11 protein-coding genes are annotated in these 13,411 nt (G+C 58.5%); 5 read left to right on the top strand and 6 right to left on the bottom strand.

Going from position 1 to position 13,411, the window contains the following annotated elements:
* Window positions 1-26 precede the first annotated feature (26 nt).
* Window positions 27-953 carry a TIGR02285 family protein gene (locus EAH78_RS05560; RefSeq protein WP_140666489.1) on the bottom strand — a complete coding sequence of 309 codons (927 nt, stop codon included), beginning with the start codon at window positions 951-953 and terminating at the stop codon, window positions 27-29.
* Entirely contained in the window at window positions 934-2,133 is a 1,200-nt protein-coding gene (locus tag EAH78_RS05555; RefSeq protein ID WP_140666487.1) for a CaiB/BaiF CoA transferase family protein, read from the bottom strand. The genes EAH78_RS05560 and EAH78_RS05555 overlap by 20 nt, the downstream gene beginning before the upstream one ends.
* Window positions 2,134-2,280: 147 nt before the next feature.
* Between EAH78_RS05555 and EAH78_RS05550 the strand changes: the two genes are divergently transcribed.
* The 3 genes from EAH78_RS05550 to EAH78_RS05540 all read left to right on the top strand — a co-directional run bounded on the left by EAH78_RS05550 (window position 2,281) and on the right by EAH78_RS05540 (window position 5,963).
* Entirely contained in the window at window positions 2,281-2,823 is a 543-nt protein-coding gene (locus tag EAH78_RS05550) for a YaeQ family protein (protein WP_027924916.1), read from the top strand.
* Window positions 2,824-2,878: 55 nt separating this feature from the next.
* Window positions 2,879-4,588: a single-stranded-DNA-specific exonuclease RecJ gene (recJ, locus tag EAH78_RS05545; protein WP_140666485.1), complete on the top strand. Its 1,710-nt coding sequence runs from the start codon at window positions 2,879-2,881 to the stop codon at window positions 4,586-4,588.
* A gap of 268 nt (window positions 4,589-4,856) precedes the next feature.
* A complete protein-coding gene (locus EAH78_RS05540; protein ID WP_140666483.1) occupies window positions 4,857-5,963 on the top strand; it encodes an NADH:flavin oxidoreductase/NADH oxidase in 1,107 nt (368 codons plus the stop codon).
* 208 nt (window positions 5,964-6,171) lie between these two features.
* On the opposite strand, the gene EAH78_RS05535 is transcribed toward EAH78_RS05540, so the two are convergent.
* Window positions 6,172-7,797: a glucan biosynthesis protein D gene (locus tag EAH78_RS05535; RefSeq protein ID WP_140666481.1), complete on the bottom strand. Its 1,626-nt coding sequence runs from the start codon at window positions 7,795-7,797 to the stop codon at window positions 6,172-6,174.
* 392 nt (window positions 7,798-8,189) lie between these two features.
* Between EAH78_RS05535 and EAH78_RS05530 the strand changes: the two genes are divergently transcribed.
* On the top strand, window positions 8,190-8,375 hold the full coding sequence (locus EAH78_RS05530; RefSeq protein WP_027924920.1) for a hypothetical protein: 186 nt from the start codon (window positions 8,190-8,192) through the stop codon (window positions 8,373-8,375).
* A 78-nt stretch (window positions 8,376-8,453) separates the two neighbouring features.
* Here the strand turns inward: EAH78_RS05530 and EAH78_RS05525 are convergent, their stop codons facing one another.
* Window positions 8,454-8,963 carry a BRO-N domain-containing protein gene (locus tag EAH78_RS05525; RefSeq protein WP_140666479.1) on the bottom strand — a complete coding sequence of 170 codons (510 nt, stop codon included), beginning with the start codon at window positions 8,961-8,963 and terminating at the stop codon, window positions 8,454-8,456.
* Between the two features lie 780 nt (window positions 8,964-9,743).
* Between EAH78_RS05525 and EAH78_RS32570 the strand changes: the two genes are divergently transcribed.
* Window positions 9,744-10,013 (top strand): hypothetical protein, encoded by a 270-nt coding sequence (locus tag EAH78_RS32570; protein WP_240051844.1) that lies wholly within the window; start codon window positions 9,744-9,746, stop codon window positions 10,011-10,013.
* A 110-nt stretch (window positions 10,014-10,123) separates the two neighbouring features.
* On the opposite strand, the gene EAH78_RS05515 is transcribed toward EAH78_RS32570, so the two are convergent.
* On the bottom strand, window positions 10,124-11,608 hold the full coding sequence (locus EAH78_RS05515; RefSeq protein ID WP_140666477.1) for an APC family permease: 1,485 nt from the start codon (window positions 11,606-11,608) through the stop codon (window positions 10,124-10,126).
* A gap of 225 nt (window positions 11,609-11,833) precedes the next feature.
* Window positions 11,834-13,258: a gamma-aminobutyraldehyde dehydrogenase gene (locus EAH78_RS05510; RefSeq protein ID WP_140666475.1), complete on the bottom strand. Its 1,425-nt coding sequence runs from the start codon at window positions 13,256-13,258 to the stop codon at window positions 11,834-11,836.
* Window positions 13,259-13,411: the final 153 nt, after the last annotated feature.

Below are 13,411 nucleotides of genomic sequence, written 5' to 3'. Positions count from 1 at the left end.
CGGGGTTTCTTTTTGCCCGCAATTTGTCAGTGCTCGGCCTGATGCTCGAAAAACGCCTTGGTTTCTGTCAGGTAATCCTTTCGCCTTTCGGGATCGAGCCAGTCGGCGTACAGCTGATCCAGCCGCTCATGAGGCAGTGTGCGCAATAGCTGGTTTATTTCGCTGATCGCCTTTCTGCCCTGGGCTGTATTGGAGCAACCAATGTGCCCGGACAGGAATTTGCCCGTGCCCTTGATCGGAAAAAACTCCAGCTCGTCATCGGACATGTGTTCTTGACGAGCCAGGTAGCGAATTTCTGGCCAGTAGCCCAGCACCACCTGCAATCGTCCCAGACGTTGCATCTGCAACAGACTGCCGAGCGCATCGTTACCGTAGTGAGGCATCAGAGCACCGACCGGTGCCTGTTTTAGCAATGCATCGAGGACTTGCCCGTAACTGCGCTCGGCCACCACACCGACTTTCTTGCCACTGCCGGCCAGCAACGCTGCCAGATCGACTTCACCGTCGATCAAAAAGGGTTCCAGCACTGATCGATCTTCCTTGCGGACGACAAGGCCATTGCTCACGGCGCGGAAGGCAGGAATCGAAAACGCGATCGACTGTTCCCGCTCCTTGGTCCAGACCAGCGAGGGATCGCAGGTAAACGACGGTTCGTGAAGCATCTGCATGCCGCGGGCGCGGTTGATCCGCATCAGGGTGTGCTCGTACTGCGGCATGCCGGCGATCAACAGCGGCAGCATCTGATCGATGATCCCCTGACCTTTTTTCGGCCCCTCGAAGATCATCGTTGGTGGTAAATCGCGCAACAACCAGATCAGCGTCTCTTTGGCGTGCGCCGAAATCGGTGAGGCCAACCCGACCAAAAGCCCGAAAGCCGCCACTGCGCACCCGTTGCGGGGGGCATGGAGGGCTGATGAAAACAGGCGCTTCAGTTTAGATGGCCCCGTCTTCACGCAGCTTTGCGATCTGTTCCATGTCGTAACCAAGATCGTTCAGTACCTGCGCATTGTGTTCGCCCAACTGCGGCCCGACCCATTCCGAAGTGCCGGGTGTCTCTGAGAGTTTCGGCACAATGCCCGGCATCTTGAAATCTTTACCGTCCGGAAGCTTGGCCTGCAGGAACATTTCCCGGGCCAGGTACTGCGGATCGCTGAACATGTCTTCGGCACTGAAGATTCGGCTGGCCGGTACGTCAGCCTGATTCAGCCGTTCGATCACCGTGTCCAGTGGCAGTGAATTGACCCAGCGATCGATCACGCCGTAGATCTCGTCGCGACGGCTGTCGCGGCCATCGTTGCTGGCCAGTGCCGGATCGTTGGCCAGGTCGTCGCGACCGATGATCAGCATGAACCGCTTGAAGATCGCATCGCCATTGGCGCCGATCTGCACATGCTTGCCGTCGGCGCTGGTGTGGATCGAGGAAGGCGTGATGCCCGGCATGATGTTGCCGGTGCGTTCGCGAATGAAACCAAACACATCGAACTCCGGCACCATGCTTTCCATCATGGCGAAGATCGCTTCGTAGAGCGCCACGTCGACCACTTGGCCGAGTCCGCCGTTCACTTCTCGATGACGCAGGGCCATCAGCGCGCCGATCACGCCCCAGAGCGCTGCAATCGAGTCGCCGATGGAAATCCCGGTGCGCACCGGCGGGCGGTCCTCGAAACCGGTGATGTAGCGCAGGCCGCCCATGGATTCACCGACCGCGCCGAAACCTGGCTGGTCTTTCATCGGCCCGGTCTGACCAAAACCGGAGAGACGCACCATCACCAGTTTCGGGTTCAATGCGTGCAGGACGTCCCAGCCCAGGCCAAGTTTTTCCAGCACTCCGGGGCGAAAATTCTCGATCAGGATGTCCGCTTCAGCGAGCAGTTTTTTCAGAATCGCCAGGCCGTCCGGGTGTTTCAGGTTCAGGGTCAGCGACTTTTTGTTGCGCGCCTGGACGAACCACCACAGCGAAGTGCCTTCGTACAGTTTTCGCCATTTGCGCAATGGATCGCCGCCGTCGGGGGATTCGATCTTGATCACGTCGGCGCCAAACTCACCGCAAATGCGCGAGGCAAACGGCCCCGCGATCAACGTACCCAATTCGATGACTTTCAGACCTGAGAGCGGTTTTCCGGTGAGCGGCATGCGGGATCCTGTAGGACAAAGGCTGAGCAGAGATAGCGTTTTAACATAGCCGAACGTCAGACCACCAAGCTCAATTGCCTTGAATTCGTTGATTGCCTGCAGCATCGGTTAGACTTGCCGCCTTTCCTCGTATCAAGAAGCCCGTTCATGGCCCAGCCGTCCACGACCTACAAGTTTGAACTGAACCTCACCGACCTCGACCGCAGCATCTACGAGACCGTGAAGCAGACCATCGCCCGTCACCCTTCGGAAACCGAAGAGCGCATGACCGTGCGGCTGTTGGCCTACGCCTTCTGGTACAACGAGCAGCTGTCATTCGGTCGTGGTCTGTCAGACGTGGATGAACCTGCCCTGTGGGAAAAAAGTCTGGACGACCGCGTCCTGCACTGGATCGAAGTCGGCCAGCCAGACGCCGATCGCCTGACCTGGTGCTCGCGTCGCACCGAACGCACCAGCCTGTTGGCGTACGGCAGCCTGCGCGTCTGGGAAACCAAAGTGATCCCCGCGATCAAAAACCTGAAGAATGTGCACATTGCCGCCGTGCCTCAGGAAATCCTGGAAACCCTGGCCAAAGACATGCCACGGGTGATCAAGTGGGACGTGATGATCAGCGAAGGGACGATTTTTGTTACCGACGACCGTGGTCAGCATGAAGTCCAGTTGCAATGGCTGCAAGGTGAGCGCGGCTAATCCTGCGCTGGCAACAGACCAATCCCACGTATTCAAGAGAAGCTTCCGTCACCCCATGCGCATCGAACCTCGCCTGTTGCCCGACACCCTGCCATTTCTCGGTGATCTGCCGCCGCTGCTGACCCGTCTGTACGCGGCGCGGGGTGTGCTGAGCGAGGCTGAACTGGACAAGAGCCTCGCGCGGCTGATTCCATTCCAGCAGCTCAAAGGCATCGATGCCGCCGTGGATTTGCTGGTGACGGCGCTGGAACAGCGCCAGCGCATTCTGATCGTCGGTGACTTTGACGCCGATGGTGCAACGGCCAGTACCGTGGGGGTGTTGGGCTTGCGCCTGCTGGGCGCGGCTCACGTCGACTATCTGGTGCCGAACCGGTTTGAGTACGGCTACGGCCTGACGCCGGAAATCGTTGAAGTGGCGCTGACCAGAACGCCGCAATTGCTGATCACCGTGGACAACGGTATTTCCAGTGTCGAAGGCGTGGCAGCGGCGAAAAAGGCCGGCCTCAACGTGCTGGTCACCGACCACCACTTGCCCGGCGATGAACTGCCGCTGGCCGATGCCATCGTCAATCCGAACCAGCCAGGGTGCGATTTCCCGAGCAAGGCACTGGCCGGTGTCGGCGTTATTTTCTATGTGCTGATGGCGCTTCGCGCGCGTCTGCGCAGCCTCGGCTGGTACGAGAGCAAGCCACAACCGAACATTGGTGAATTGCTGGACCTGGTGGCGCTGGGCAGCGTCGCCGACGTGGTGCCACTGGATGCCAACAACCGGATTCTGGTCCATCAAGGTCTGGAGCGGATTCGTGCCGGGCGTGCGCGGCCGGGGATCAAGGCGATTCTCGAAGTCGCCAAGCGTGAGCCGGCGCGCATCACCTCTACCGATCTGGGTTTCATTGTCGGCCCGCGCCTTAACGCGGCGGGGCGGCTGGACGACATGAGCCTGGGCATCGAATGCCTGCTCACCGACGACGCGGGGCTGGCGCGGGAAATGGCCGTGCAACTCGACGGCATGAACCAGGACCGCAAATCCATCGAACAGGGCATGCAGCGTGAAGCGCTGGCGCAACTGAAGGATTTGCCGGTCGAGTCGATGCCATTCGGTTTGTGCCTGTTCGATCCCGAGTGGCACCAGGGTGTCATCGGCATCCTTGCTTCGCGGATGAAAGAGCGCTATTTCCGCCCGACCATCGCCTTTGCCGATGCCGGCGATGGTTTGCTCAAGGGCTCGGGGCGTTCGGTTCAGGGTTTCCACATTCGCGACGCGCTGAGCGTGGTGGCGGCGCAGCATCCCAACCTGATCAGCAAATACGGCGGCCACGCCATGGCGGCAGGGCTGACGTTGCCGGAAGCGAATTTCCCGCTGTTTGCCGAGGCCTTTGATGCGGAAGTGCGTCGGCAATTGCGCGAAGAAGACCTGACTGGGCGTCTACTGTCGGACGGCACGCTGGCGGTCGAAGAATTCCACCTCGAACTGGCGCGAGCCCTGCGTCATGCCGGTCCTTGGGGGCAGCACTTCCCTGAGCCGCTGTTCCATGGCGTGTTCCAACTGGTTGAGCAGCGCGTCGTCGGTGAACGGCACCTGAAAGTGGTACTGAAAAGCGAATGCGGCTCGGTGAAACTGGACGGTATTGCCTTTGGTATCGACCGCGATATCTGGCCGAACCCGACCATCAAGTGGGTGGAACTGGCCTACAAACTCGACCTCAACGAGTTTCGCGGTAATGAGACTGTGCAGCTGATGATCGCCCACATCGAACCGCGTTGACCTATCGCGGGCAAGCCTTGCTCCTACAGATTGCGCCCAACCTGTAGGAGCATGGCTTGCCAGCGATAGCGATATCCCTGACGCCAAATATCCCAGGAACCCTCCCTCATCCCCCGATGTCGACTAGGCTCTAAGCACTGCTTGATTATCCTTGTGACGTCTTGTCGAATTTTTTGCCCGCGGGGGCGGGTGCTGCGCCTTTTTCCTGTCACTCGTCGACTTTTCAAACAGAACCCTGGAGCCTGCCCACTGATTCGAGAGGTGCCCCATGAGTCTGCTGCTTGAACCCTATACCTTGCGTCAATTGACCCTGCTCAACCGTATCGCGGTCTCCCCGATGTGCCAGTACTCCAGCGTCGATGGGCTGGCCAATGACTGGCACCTTGTCCACCTCGGCAGTCGTGCGGTCGGCGGCGCCGGCCTGGTGTTTACCGAAGCCACGGCGGTCGCCGCCGACGGGCGAATCACCGCCCAGGACCTCGGCCTGTGGGCTGACGAACAGATTGAACCCCTGCAACGCATTACTCGCTTCATCGCCGCTCAGGGCGCTGTGGCCGGCATCCAGTTGGCACACGCCGGGCGCAAGGCCAGCACTCATCGGCCGTGGCTCGGCAAACATGGCAGCGTTAAACCCGAAGACGGCGGCTGGGTGCCGGTCGGCCCGTCGACGATTGCTTTTGACCCGCAGCACACTCACCCACGGCAACTCGAAGAAAGCGAAATCGCTGAGGTCGTCCAGGCGTTTGTTGCTGCTGCCCAGCGTGCCCTGACGGCCGGGTTCAAAGTGGTCGAAATCCACGCCGCCCACGGTTACCTGTTACATCAATTTCTTTCGCCTCTGAGCAATCAGCGGCGCGATCAATATGGCGGTTCGTTCGAGAACCGCATCCGGCTGGTGCTGCAAGTCACTGAAGCGGTGCGTGCGGTGTGGCCTGAGGAGTTGCCGTTGTTCGTGCGGGTGTCGGCCACCGATTGGGTGGAAGATGGCTGGAACCCGGACGAAACCGTGGAGCTGGCGCGTCGCCTGAAAGCGTTGGGCGTAGACCTTATCGACGTTTCCTCGGGCGGTACGGCGGCCAATGCCGAAATTCCTACTGGCCCCGGTTATCAAACACGCTTCGCCGAGCGCGTGCGCAAGGAGTCGGGCATTGCCACCGGCACGGTCGGCATGATCACCGAGCCGGCTCAGGCTGAACACATCTTGCGCACCTGCCAGGCGGACATCATCTTCCTGGCGCGAGAACTGCTGCGCGATCCGTATTGGCCGCTGCATGCCGATGATGATCTGGGCGGGCGTAAGGCTGTCTGGCCCGCGCAGTATCAGCGGGCGACGCACCGGGATCAGCCGATACATGAGTCGGATTTGCGAGACTGAGTGAGGCTGAGAAAACAAAAAGCCCCGATTGTTGTGATCGGGGCTTTTGTCTTTCTGTGCAGGTATTTTTGTTGTCTGTCAGGCCGCCTTCGCGAGCAAGCCCGCTCCCACATTCGATCTCCGCTGGACACAGATTATGTGTATGACCAAGTTCAAATGTGGGAGCGGGCTTGCTCGCGAAGGGGCCAGCCCATACACCCAATTACCCTCAGGTGTACTTACGCTTATCCGGCGCCGGCGGAAAATACTGATACAACCAGGTCTCACTCAACGTCCGGTCATTGGTCCGGATGAACAATCGCAGCTCCACCGGCTCCACGCTGTCGTTGGTCGGGTACCAGTCAAAGGTAATGCGGTAACCCTTGATGTCATCCAGCACCAACACGTTGAAATCCTTCACCTGCCCGTTCGAGCACGTCACCACCGGCTCGATCCCGGCGCCTTCCGGCAAGCGATCCAGACCGCCACCGGTGAAGTCCACGGCAAAGCGCCGCGCCCACACCTCTGGGTAGTGCTCGCCCGGCGCCCAGCCCTCGGTGAAGCCGCCCATGCCCGAACGGGTCGCGTTGACCCGCGCCAGCGGCGTGCCGACCGGTGGCAGCGCGCTCCAGTAGAGCTTGTAGCCGTAATTCAGGGAATCACCGGCCGCGACCGGTTTTTTGGGGGTCCAGAACGCGACGATGTTATCCAGCGTTTCGCCGGTCGTAGGTATTTCCAACAGATCGATAGAGCCTTCGCCCCACGCCGTTGTCGGTTCTACCCACAGGCTCGGACGCTTGCTGTACCAATCGACGGTGTCCTGATAGCTGGCGAACTCATGGTCGGTCTGCACCAGGCCGAAACCTTTCGGATCGGTGTCGGCGAAGGCATTGAATTGCAGGGTCGCCGGGTTGTTCAGCGGGCGGCAGATCCACTCGCCGTTGCCGCGCCACATTGCCAGGCGATCCGAGTCGTGGATCTGCGGGTGAATGGTGTCGCACATGCGCCGCTCATGGGTGCCGCAGCTGAACATGCTGGTCATCGGCGCGACACCCAGTTGCTCGATGGCGGTACGCGCGTTGATGTGGGCATCGACGGCCATGACTACCTGACTGGCCTGGCAATCGATGTCGAATCGGTAAGCACCGGTGGCGCTCGGCGAATCCAGCAGTGCGTAGACCACGAAACGCGTGCTGTCCTTGTCCGGAGTCTCGAACCAGAACTTGGTGAAGTCCGGAAATTCCTCGCGCTTCTTGGCATACGTATCAATCGCCAGCCCGCGCGCTGACAGACCGTACTGGCCGGTGGCGTCGACCGCACGGAAATAACTCGCGCCGAGGAAAGACAACACGTCATGGCGGTCCAACTCCGGGGCCTTGAACAGCTTGAACCCGGAAAATCCCAGGTCGCCCGTCAGCTGCTGGGTATCGACCGTGGTTTTTTCATAGTTGAAGAGGGAAGGGTGGAAATGCACCTCCCGCGCCTGACGCGTCTTGGGATCGACGCTGTACATGCGCACCGGCTGCTTGAACCCCATGCCGACGTGGAAAAACTGCACGTCCAGCTGACCGTTCAAGTCCTTCCACAGCGAGTGATTGGCGTCATAGCGAATGGCATTGAAGTTCTGCGGCGTCATGGTCGCCAGCGTCGGCGGCAACACCTGCTTGGTGTCCTGATAACGGCTGCCGGCGAGCTGTTTGGCCTGAATCTTCAGCGCTTCAAAATCGAACGCCTGGGCCTCGCCATCCGCCGTACCATTGCCCGCCCAGGCACGGGCGGCCAGCAGACCGGTGGCCGACAAACCGGTGTAGGCCGCGATGGCCATGGACGCTTTGAGCAAATTCCTGCGATGCATAAGTACAACCTGTCGTGAGCAATCCCGCGCCGTTCCTGGCACGTGCTGGATCAAAAATTACGGTTCGGACATGCCTTCGACCAAACGCAACGGACTTTAAACAGATGCCAAATAGCTTAAACCGTTCGGTTGTAGACAAAAATTCATAGACAGCACTTTGGCAGAGCGGCAATGAAACAAGAAATTTCGGTTAACTTTTCCGACAGTACTTTCTGATTTATAGGGCATTTCTGCTTTTTTTGACTAATTACTCTAAAAACCGCTTTTCAGCGCCGGGAATGTTCCTATTCTGTGCTCATGACCGGCTTCAGCCCTTAAGGCCGGCGACAAACAAAAAGGAGAGGGCGATGCGGTTTTTGAAGTTTTCTCGGACGTATAAAAGGACATCGTCGATGACAAAAGTACAAGGCATCACCGAAATGTTGGGAATCCTTCCTTGCCTGGCAAGCGGCCGGCGAAGGCGCCGTCTCAGCCCGGACGAAATGAAGTTGTTGGAACGGTATCGAGAGCTGTCGGAGAGCGACCGGATTGCGATGCGGTATCTGGTGGATGCGATGCGGACTGTTTCGCGGTTTTAAGGGTTGGAGATTAAGTCTTGTTGGAAAGCCAAGGGGCGGACTGTGAAGTCTGCCCCTTTTTCATCTTTTACCCTGCCTTCAACTGCAAGTGCCCATGATCTTGAATGGTCGTTGTGCTTGCATCAGTTCAGGCATGTCCCGCCATTTGATCCAGGCTTGATGCTGCCAGTGCAAAAGCGGTACGGAGATTCCGGCCCACTGCAATGAACTCAGACTTGGAATGTTATCCACAGCCACTGTCGACTCACGCAGGGTAGGTATGACTTCGTTGCTTAGCCATTGGCGCAGGTTTCGGTTTTCCGGGACGAAATGGTGGACCAGCAGGGCGTACATTCCTGATTCGCTGACCATCAGCGATTCGGCGGTTTTGCCGTCCTTCAGCAACCAGACGTATCGGCGTTGATCGGGGTCGAGCTTGAGGGTGAGGCGTTGATCCAGAGGGCGGCCCATCAAGCGACCGAGGTCCTGGACGCAGAACCAGGCTTGATTGTCCTGCATGAAGGCATGGAGGAAGCGGTTGTGACGGGTAAAGACGGCAGGGATGAAATGAGGATGGGTTTCAGACGGATTTAGCGTGTAATTAAGCATTTTTTCGACTCCATGTTGAAAAAAAGAGCCGCCACTAATCCTTCGACAGATTATGGGTGGCGGACCGTGCGGCGTTCGAAGTCGGGACATTCTCGATCAACATGTAAGCCAAGAGGCCCGCGCCACACGGCCCACCATAAAACGAAACTGAAAGGCAAAAATTGCCCCAGTTCATATGGGGGCGCGGATGCGCCATGTTGATAGTGTTCCGGCTTCGACCCCGGGTCGCTGATTTGGCAGCGACGGAATAAAGCCTATCTCTCAGGCGCTCGCGCGCCAAGTCTACTCTGGCGCCGCGTGTTGTAGGAATTGGAGCTTTTGCTGGAAGGTTCGGTCTGTAGGAATTTCCTGTTTTTGCATGCAGCGTCAGCGCCACAAGGCGTTCGACTGGAATCGCTGTTTTTCATTGCCTATGGTCAAAAAGCGCCAAGGAAATTTCGGGCTTAACGGACAGGCCAATTTACGTCACGGCATTAACTTGGAAATGAGATAGATGACAACTGTATTTATTGCGGGCTCTATTAATATCAAGAACCTTGATCCGAAGGTTAAAGAGCGCATCAATAATATTGTTGAATCAGAGTTTGATGTTGTGGTTGGCGACGCAGGCGGAGCCGATACATCTATTCAAGAATATTTGTTAAGCCTGCCTCGATCTAAAACTACTATTTATTGCAGCGGAGGGTTCCGCGAAATAACCTTGGAGAATGGCCGGCTAGAACGGTGGAGACCAAGCACTCCAAAGGGTCGAGGGCTTTTTTTACGGCGAAGGACGTTGTCATGGCCGAAGCAGCGGATTACGGCTTAATGATATGGGATGCCAAAAGCACTGGAACATTGAGTAACGTTATTGAACTGTTGTCTAGAAAGAAAAAGTCGCTCGTTTTTGTTAATAAAGAAAAGGCCTTCAAGGTAGTCGGTAATGTGAGCCAGCTTGAGGAGCTTATTGCGTTTATGTCGGATCACGCTAAACAGAAGGCAAATGAGAAAATCAAGCTTTTTGATCGTATATCTTTGCTGAGGCACGATCAAACTGAGCTGTTGCTTTGATGGTTTTTCGCTTATTTCAAAAGCAGTCACTAACTCCCCTTTCTCCTTGAGTGTGAGAAAGGGGATATTCAGCGCTGGCAACACTAACGGTGCCGAGTGGGCAAAAAACCTTACCGACTAACCTTCCAAGCATCCCCCGCAGGCGCAGTCCCGTGGTCATACGGCTTGGCCATCCACATGTACAACAACCCCAACCCAATCACGATCGCGGTGCTCAGCACCATGGCGTAGTTGATGTACCACGCCGCGTCCGGCGTGCGTGGCCAGGCCATGTTGATGATGGCGCCGACGCCGTAGACCAGCGCGCCGATGTTGACCAGCCAGCCCCAGGCACCGAGGGTGAATTTACCGCTCGGTTTCCAGCCTTTCATGCGGGCATAGAGGGCCCCGAGGACGATCATCTGGAAGGCTAGGTAGATGCCGATCGCCGCGAAGCTGACGATGGTTGCCACCGCATCCTGCAGGAAGAAGCCGAGGATGATGATCAGCGCCGGCAGGACGCCGGAGACGAACAGTGCCGCGACTGGTACCTGAGTGGTTGGTGAGATTTTCTTCAGCAGGGAGCTGCCGATGACCATTTCATCGCGAGCGTAGGAATACAGCAGACGACTCGCCGCCGCTTGCAGGCTGATGACGCAGGAGATGAAGGAAATCATCACCACGCCCATCACCACTTTCGAACCGACCGGGCCGAAGGCGTTGTTGAGGATGGTGGTGACCGGGTCCTTGTCGGTGCCGTTGATCACGGCTTGCATGTCCGGCAAGGCGAGGATCAGCGCCAGGCAGGCGAACATCGCGGCGATGCCGCCGATGTAGATGGTCATGCGCATGGCCACCGGGATTTTTTTGCTCGGGTTCGGGGTTTCTTCGGCCACATCGCCGCAGGCCTCGAAGCCGTAGTACAGGAACATCCCCGCCAGCGAAGCGGTGAGGAAGGCTGGCAAGTACGAGCCGTCGACGCTGATGTCGAAGGTGTTGAACAACACGCTGAGCGGTTGATGACGCTCGAACACCAGCAGGTAGACGCCGACGATCACCGCACCGACCAGTTCGCACAGGAAGCCGAACATGGCGATGCGTGCCAGCACCTTGGTGCCGCTGAGGTTGACCAGGGTGGCGAACAGCGTCAGGAACAGGGCGATGACGATGTTGGTGTTGTTGCTCGGTTCGAAGCCCATCATGGCGGCCAGGTACGGACCGGCACCCACGGCGACGGCGGCAATGGTGACGCACAGGGCGATGGAGTAGATCCAGCCGACCATCCACGCCCAGCGTTTGCCCACCAAGCGACGGGCCCACGGGTAGACGCCACCGGAAATCGGGAACTGCGACACCACTTCACCGAAGATCAGGCACACCAGCAACTGGCCGCAACCGACCAGCAAGTAGGCCCAGAACATTGGTGGCCCGCCCGCGGCGAGGCACAGGCCGAAGAGGGTATAAACCCCTACGACCGGCGAAAGGTAAGTGAAGCCCAGGGCGAAGTTTTCCCACAAGCTCATGCTGCGATTGAAGTTCGACGTGTAACCCAGTTTGCGTAACTGCTCGGCGTCGCTGTCGGCGACGGCTGCAGCGAGTTCGGGTGTTGTACTCATAGTGTGTCAGCTCCGGAAAATCGGCAGATTTCGGATGTCCGAAACCGTGGCGGGGCCGTGAGGCGCTGCCCGGATCGGTGGTTATTGTTGTGTTTGTCTGGATTTGAACCCTGGTGGTACGTAATACCGGTTTCGACCTTGAAACCGAGGTGACGCCTTCGCGAGCAAGCCCGCTCCCACAGGGGAATGCGGTCAAATGTGGGAGCGGTCTTGCTCGCGAAGCTTTTAGTGCTTGAACATCACATGCCGAACGACGGTGTAGTCCTCCAGCCCGTACATCGACATGTCCTTCCCGTAACCAGACAGTTTCTGACCGCCATGCGGCATTTCGCTGACCAGCATGAAGTGCGTGTTCACCCACGTGCAGCCGTACTGCAAGCGAGCAGACATCCGATGCGCGCGACCGACGTCCGCGGTCCAGACCGACGACGCCAGGCCGTAATCCGAATCGTTGGCCCAGCCCAACACCTGCGCCTCATCAGTGAACTGGGTCACCGACACCACCGGCCCGAACACTTCGCGGCGAACGATTTCGTCATCCTGCTGCGCATCGGCCAACACGGTCGGTTCGAAGAAGAACCCGTTGCCGTCCACCGCCTTGCCACCGGTGATCAAGCGAATGTGCGGTTGCGCGATGGCGCGTTCGACAAACCCGGCCACACGGTCGCGGTGTTGTGCGGTGATCAGCGGCCCCAGTTCGGTCGACGGATCATCCTGTAAACCGTACTTGATGCTGCTGACCGCCTCGCCGAGTTTCTCGACGAATTTTTCATAGATGCCTGCCTGCGCATAGATGCGGCACGCGGCGGTGCAGTCCTGACCAGCGTTGTAGAAACCGAAGGTGCGGATGCCTTCCACGGCGGCGTCGATGTCGGCGTCGTCGAAGATGATCACCGGGGCTTTGCCACCCAGTTCCATGTGCATGCGTTTGACGCTGTCGGCGGTGCTGGAAATGATGTTCGAGCCGGTGGCAATCGAGCCGGTCAGCGACACCATGCGTACTTTCGGGTGGGTGACCAAAGGACTGCCCACGCTAGGACCACGACCAAACACCAGGTTGAGTACGCCGGCCGGGAAGATGTCCGACGCCAGTTCCGCCAGACGCAGGGCAGTCAGCGGGGTTTGTTCCGACGGCTTGAGCACCACGGTATTACCGGCGGCCAGGGCCGGGGCGATTTTCCAGGCGACCATCATCAGTGGGTAGTTCCACGGCGCGATGGAGGCGATTACACCGACCGGGTCACGGCGGATCATCGAGGTGTGGCCCGGCAGGTATTCACCGCCCGCCGAACCGCTCATGCAACGGCTGGCGCCAGCGAAGAATCGGAACACGTCGGCAATCGCCGGGATCTCGTCGTTCAGCGCGGCGCTGTAAGGTTTGCCGCAGTTATCGGATTCGAGTTTTGCCAGTTCTTCGCCGTGGGCTTCGATGGCGTCGGCGAGTTTAAGCAGCAGCAGCGAGCGATCTTTCGGCGGGGTCTGCGACCAGCTGTCGAAGGCCGCATCGGCGGCGCGCACGGCGGCATCGACCTGGGCTTCGCTCGCTTCATTGATCTCCACCAATACACGACCGAGGGCCGGGTTGAACACGGGTTGGGCGGGGCCTTCGCCGTCGAGCAGTTGGCCGTTGATCAAGAGTTTGGTTTGCATGGTTCTGTCCTCTTCGGAACTGTTGTTTTTCTTCTGTGGGAACCGGATCAAATGTGGGAGCGGGCTTGCTCGCGAAAGCGGTGTGTCAGTCACCATCAATGTTGAATGTGATGGCCTCTTCGCGAGCAAGCCCGCTCCCACATTAAATTCGGT

Source organism: Pseudomonas arsenicoxydans (assembly GCF_006438915.1).
GTDB classification, from domain to species: Bacteria; Pseudomonadota; Gammaproteobacteria; order Pseudomonadales; family Pseudomonadaceae; genus Aquipseudomonas; species Aquipseudomonas arsenicoxydans_A.
The sequence above is the reverse complement of the archived record's forward strand: the minus strand, read 5'-3'. Positions and strand labels throughout refer to the sequence as shown.

What these genes read in the sequence shown, in the direction of transcription:
- EAH78_RS05555 (WP_140666487.1), bottom strand. Translation starts at nt 2,133, where the DNA reads ATGCCGCTCACCGGAAAACCGCTCTCAGGTCTGAAAGTCATCGAATTG.
- EAH78_RS05550 (WP_027924916.1), top strand. Translation starts at nt 2,281, where the DNA reads ATGGCCCAGCCGTCCACGACCTACAAGTTTGAACTGAACCTCACCGAC.
- recJ (WP_140666485.1), top strand. Translation starts at nt 2,879, where the DNA reads ATGCGCATCGAACCTCGCCTGTTGCCCGACACCCTGCCATTTCTCGGT.
- EAH78_RS05540 (WP_140666483.1), top strand. Translation starts at nt 4,857, where the DNA reads ATGAGTCTGCTGCTTGAACCCTATACCTTGCGTCAATTGACCCTGCTC.
- EAH78_RS05535 (WP_140666481.1), bottom strand. Translation starts at nt 7,797, where the DNA reads ATGCATCGCAGGAATTTGCTCAAAGCGTCCATGGCCATCGCGGCCTAC.
- EAH78_RS05530 (WP_027924920.1), top strand. Translation starts at nt 8,190, where the DNA reads ATGACAAAAGTACAAGGCATCACCGAAATGTTGGGAATCCTTCCTTGC.
- EAH78_RS05525 (WP_140666479.1), bottom strand. Translation starts at nt 8,963, where the DNA reads ATGCTTAATTACACGCTAAATCCGTCTGAAACCCATCCTCATTTCATC.
- EAH78_RS32570 (WP_240051844.1), top strand. Translation starts at nt 9,744, where the DNA reads ATGGCCGAAGCAGCGGATTACGGCTTAATGATATGGGATGCCAAAAGC.
- EAH78_RS05515 (WP_140666477.1), bottom strand. Translation starts at nt 11,608, where the DNA reads ATGAGTACAACACCCGAACTCGCTGCAGCCGTCGCCGACAGCGACGCC.
- EAH78_RS05510 (WP_140666475.1), bottom strand. Translation starts at nt 13,258, where the DNA reads ATGCAAACCAAACTCTTGATCAACGGCCAACTGCTCGACGGCGAAGGC.